This window comes from Methylobacterium nigriterrae (genome assembly GCF_037106235.1).
GTDB classification, from domain to species: domain Bacteria; phylum Pseudomonadota; class Alphaproteobacteria; order Rhizobiales; family Beijerinckiaceae; genus Methylobacterium; species Methylobacterium nigriterrae.
In genome coordinates this window covers 1-3,871 of record NZ_JBAWTG010000253.1, presented here as the reverse complement: position 1 = coordinate 3,871, position 3,871 = coordinate 1, and the positions used below count along the sequence as shown (strand labels likewise).

The 3,871-nt window shown below is 60.0% G+C and carries 4 protein-coding genes and 2 pseudogenes; 3 read left to right on the top strand and 3 right to left on the bottom strand.

Translation table 11 applies throughout. The annotated features are described in order from the left end of the window. Positions 1-85: 85 nt before the first annotated feature. The 3 genes and pseudogenes from WDW90_RS35545 to WDW90_RS35535 form a co-directional block, all read left to right on the top strand. A pseudogene (locus tag WDW90_RS35545) lies at positions 86-253 on the top strand (integrase core domain-containing protein); the annotation flags it as partial. Positions 254-451: 198 nt separating this feature from the next. After that, the gene (locus WDW90_RS35540) at positions 452-1,177 is read left to right on the top strand and encodes a Crp/Fnr family transcriptional regulator (protein WP_336492450.1); all 726 of its coding nucleotides are present in this window, start codon (positions 452-454) and stop codon (positions 1,175-1,177) included. Between the two features lie 136 nt (positions 1,178-1,313). Continuing rightward, positions 1,314-1,556, top strand: a complete 243-nt coding sequence (locus tag WDW90_RS35535; protein WP_336492449.1) for a DUF6894 family protein — start codon at positions 1,314-1,316, stop codon at positions 1,554-1,556. 584 nt (positions 1,557-2,140) lie between these two features. Here WDW90_RS35535 and WDW90_RS35530 read toward each other — a convergent pair. From WDW90_RS35530 to WDW90_RS35520, 3 genes and pseudogenes are all read right to left on the bottom strand, one after another. After that, positions 2,141-2,386 (bottom strand): hypothetical protein, encoded by a 246-nt coding sequence (locus WDW90_RS35530; protein WP_336492448.1) that lies wholly within the window; start codon positions 2,384-2,386, stop codon positions 2,141-2,143. Between the two features lie 122 nt (positions 2,387-2,508). Further along, the gene (locus tag WDW90_RS35525; RefSeq protein WP_336492447.1) at positions 2,509-3,108 is read right to left on the bottom strand and encodes a phasin family protein; all 600 of its coding nucleotides are present in this window, start codon (positions 3,106-3,108) and stop codon (positions 2,509-2,511) included. 662 nt (positions 3,109-3,770) lie between these two features. Then, a pseudogene (locus tag WDW90_RS35520) lies at positions 3,771-3,871 on the bottom strand (CBS domain-containing protein); the annotation flags it as partial.

Sequence of the window (3,871 nt, the reverse complement as noted above, 5' to 3'; positions counted from 1 at the left end):
GCGTGATGGTGTGGACGCCCCCGACGGCATCAGCGTGCCAGAGTGGTGGTGTTAGAGCCCACTCCAGGAGGCGTCCACACCATCACGCCCGGAAATCGTCTACTCGCTGAAAGAAGCGCAGACCGTGATCGGTCTTTGGCAGAACACCTACAACCGCGTGAGGCCGCACTCGTCCTTGAGCTGCCGCCCGCCCGCGCCCGTCAGCTTCCCGGACGTAGCCTTCCGGCTACCCATGGCCGCTACCATGCAGTAGCCTCGCAAGTGGCCCAGTCCAAAATACCGGTCAGGTCACAGCGTACCCCAGCGCGCCGAGCCTTTCATGGTATTGTCAAGTCTAAGTTTGCATTCCTACGCTTACAAATAATAAATATGATGATTTGACAGTTTTATAATTTATCTATTTAGCTGTTGAATGACGGAATTGCTTTCTACAATACCCAGACACGTGCCCGTGTCGAACCCGCTGGTCATGAAGCTTGAGCATGGGGCTCGCCTCGCCGATGAGGACAGGGCAACGCTGCGCACGCTCTCTGCCGACATACGGCAAGTCGAGGGGCAGCAGGACCTGATCCATGAAGGCGACCGGCCAGAAAACGTCCACCTCGTGATGAGCGGGTTCGCCTGCCGCTACAAGGTTCTGGTCAATGGCAAGCGTCAGATCCTGGCCTTCCTGATCCCGGGCGACTTCTGCGACCCGCATGTTACGATCCTCGGCGCCATGGACCATAGCATCTGCACCTTGTCGCCCTGCACGATCGTGGAGATCTCGCGCGAGACCATCGCGGATCTGACGATGAACCACCCGCGCATCACCCGCGCTCTGCGGTGGGCGACGCTGGTCGATGAGGGCATCTTGCGGGAGTGGCTGACCGGCATGGGTCAACGCTCTTCCGAGAGCCAGACGGCCCACCTTTTCTGCGAGTTGCTGCTGCGGTTGCAGACCGTGTGTCTTGCCACGCCAAACAGCTACCGCTTGCCTGTGACGCAGATCGATCTTGCCGACGCACTCGGGGTCTCGGCCGTTCATGTGAACCGCACCCTGCAGCAACTCCGCGCGGATGGCCTGATCACACTGAAGAGGTCGGTGCTGACGATCGTTGATGTGGACCGTTTGGAGGCATTCGCCGGGTTCAACTCGAACTATCTCCACCGGGTCGGGCGAACCGACGCCGCTTGAGGCTGGCAGGTAGTTCCTTCGCAGGCATGGCTATGAGCCTGCGAAGGGTCTAAGGTCACCTCACCGCTGATCGAGTTCCTGGCTATCAGCTGCTGAGAGATCCTTGTGCTCCCGCCTACCGTCAGCGGAGAGCCCCTTGGCACGCTACTTCTTCGACATTCACAACAAGAAATTTTCCTCGCGCGACGAGCGCGGCCATGAATGTGCCGATCGCGATGCCGTAAGCGAGCATGCGCTCAGGCTGCTTCTCGACGTGGCGCGAGATCGTCCACTTGAGCACATGCACAGCCATCTCGGCTCAACCGTCCGCGACGAGGGAGGCTACGTCGTGCTCACTGCGACAGCGAGCCTCTCGACCACGTGGGTGAACGGCGCCTGATGCATCCTGCGGCTTGGCTCGCTTCAGTCTCGTCAGCGGGTGCTATCGCGGCCCTGGTTGATGAGACCATCGCCCGCAACACCCAACCCGCGCAGAACTGCCGATCCCGGGAAATGGAGCAAAAGTCCGCACGGGTATACCCCAGTGGACAAGCCGAAGATTTTCGTGGTGAGTTGATCTTCACCATTGATTTGTGTCGTGACTGAATTGTTGAACGGCGGCCGCTCCCGGAGGACATCCACTCGGCACCCGATCAATCGAGCTAGATATTTCTTGCTCCCGCCATCAGCAAATCAGAACATGCTATTACCTATTAATCCTCCCTGAACATTCTGCTGACGTGGCTTTGCGCGCACGAAAAAGCGGCTTTTATGCCGTGCAAAGTTTGATGATCTCATACGGTATCTTTCGAATTGGATCCGCTGCCGTGTGGCGCGCTCAAGACGATTATATGACCGCTCTGAAGACATCACTAATCGCAATCTTGTGAGCAGGAAAAACTAAGGAAAAGGTATGAACGTGTGGCTTAGCCGAAGGCGACCACGACGGTGACATCTCGCTCCTCGGGCGAATCGAGGTCCGTTTCAGGCAGCCGTCAGACGCTTGGTGTTGGCCGCGACATGCTCACGGTAGCGGGCGACCACCATGTCGCAGGAGCCACCCGTCATCAGGGTGCCGAACGCTTCGATGAAGGCGCTGAGCTTCTCGCTCACCATCTGCTGGGCCTCGGCGCAGCCCTCAGGGCCGCCCCAGGCGAGCTTCACGAGCCGAAGCTCGACGACCTTCTGAGCCTCCAGGGTCAGCAGGGCGACGGCAAAGGGGTTGTACATGAATGCTCCGCGCCGCGAGGCGCCGGAGCCTGTGCGACTGAGAAAAGGAAAGGGCGGCCGATGCGACCGCCCCTCTGGTCTGTGAAAACTGAGACGCCGATCGGGCTCAGGTGCTGTGCGCCTCAGCGAACGAGGGCCGGGGTCTGCGCGACGCTGGCGAAAGCCTTGCTGGCCTCCTCGACGGCGCGAGCCGAGGTCTCGGTGATAGAGCGGCTGTCCTGCACGATGTGCTGCAGGCTCTCACGGGCCAGCTCGCTCTGGATCGCGGCAAACTCCTGGACCGACTTGGCCCGGGTCAGTTTGTTCACCCCGTCGAGGTTGCGCTGCCACTGCCGCTGACCAAGCTCGAACCAATGGCGCGAGGCATCCTGGAAGGCTTGGGTCAGAACCGTGCCGCAGCGCGCGACCGCTTCCATGTTCTGCTTGGACTGGCGAGCCAGGCGCTCGCTGTCCTCGCCAGTGAAACCCAGCGTCTTGGTGAAACGCTCGGTAGCCTCACGCACCTGGTGCGAGGCCGTCTCGACGTTTCTCTGCACGATCTGCTTGGTGTTCTGGGCGGCCTGCTCGCGCAGACCGGCCATCTTGTTCATGCCATCGCGAGCGGCCTCAGCGAACTGCTTGCCCTGCTCGGCGGTCTTGTTGATGGTCGCCTTGGCGGTATCGGCGGCCTTGTCGCTCTGCTCGGACTGCTTGTTCGGATTGGAATTTTGATTGAATGCCATCTCGGGTTCCTCCCTGTATATCTTACGTATTCACGCGCCTAAAATAGGATAATAAGTGTATTAACCTTAGGCGACGAACTACAATGCTGCGACTGCCGCATTGCACCTAAGTCGTGCGCAGACGAAAACATTCAAGTCCGAGGCATGGAATTCTGCCAGGATTAAGGTCTGACAAATTCCGTCAAGCGTTATAGGCTCGGGTCAAGCTGTTCGGCGCATTGCACAATAGGGCCGCGAGGGCTCGGGGCGTCGGGCAAAAATAAAAAGCTAGGGCGCCGAGGCCAGCGTCGATGCAATTGTGCGAGCGCGCTGAGCGTGCTGCTCTTCGGAGCAAAATGGCTCTGCTTGGGCCTTGATCGGGTCGCTTGGCCCTAAGCCCCAGGAGCAAGCCCTCGGCGGCCACGTCTGGGCTTCAGACCCCCCGAGCGTGCCGGCAGAAGCCTCAGCCTCTGCATAGTCGAGCATCATGTCTTCGATCTCGGCGGGCCCAATCATAGTCGCTCCTAAGCGGCCATGTTGCACCGCACAAAAGAAACGAGCGGCTGGCGGCGTCAGTTTCGTAATGACGTCGGAACGGCTGTCAGCAACCTGACCTGCTGGGCTGGCCGCCGTTGAGCAGGCTTGCTACGGTCACGCTCAGCCCCTGGCCCGGCCCGCGGACCTTAGGCTTTCGTGATGTAGTCGCGCATGGCCTGCTGCTCGGCCTCCAGTGTGGGAAGGCGACGCTTGACTACATCTCCGATCGAGACGATGCCGACGAGCT

What these genes read in the sequence shown, in the direction of transcription:
- WDW90_RS35530 (WP_336492448.1), bottom strand. Translation starts at nt 2,386, where the DNA reads ATGTACAACCCCTTTGCCGTCGCCCTGCTGACCCTGGAGGCTCAGAAG.
- WDW90_RS35525 (WP_336492447.1), bottom strand. Translation starts at nt 3,108, where the DNA reads ATGGCATTCAATCAAAATTCCAATCCGAACAAGCAGTCCGAGCAGAGC.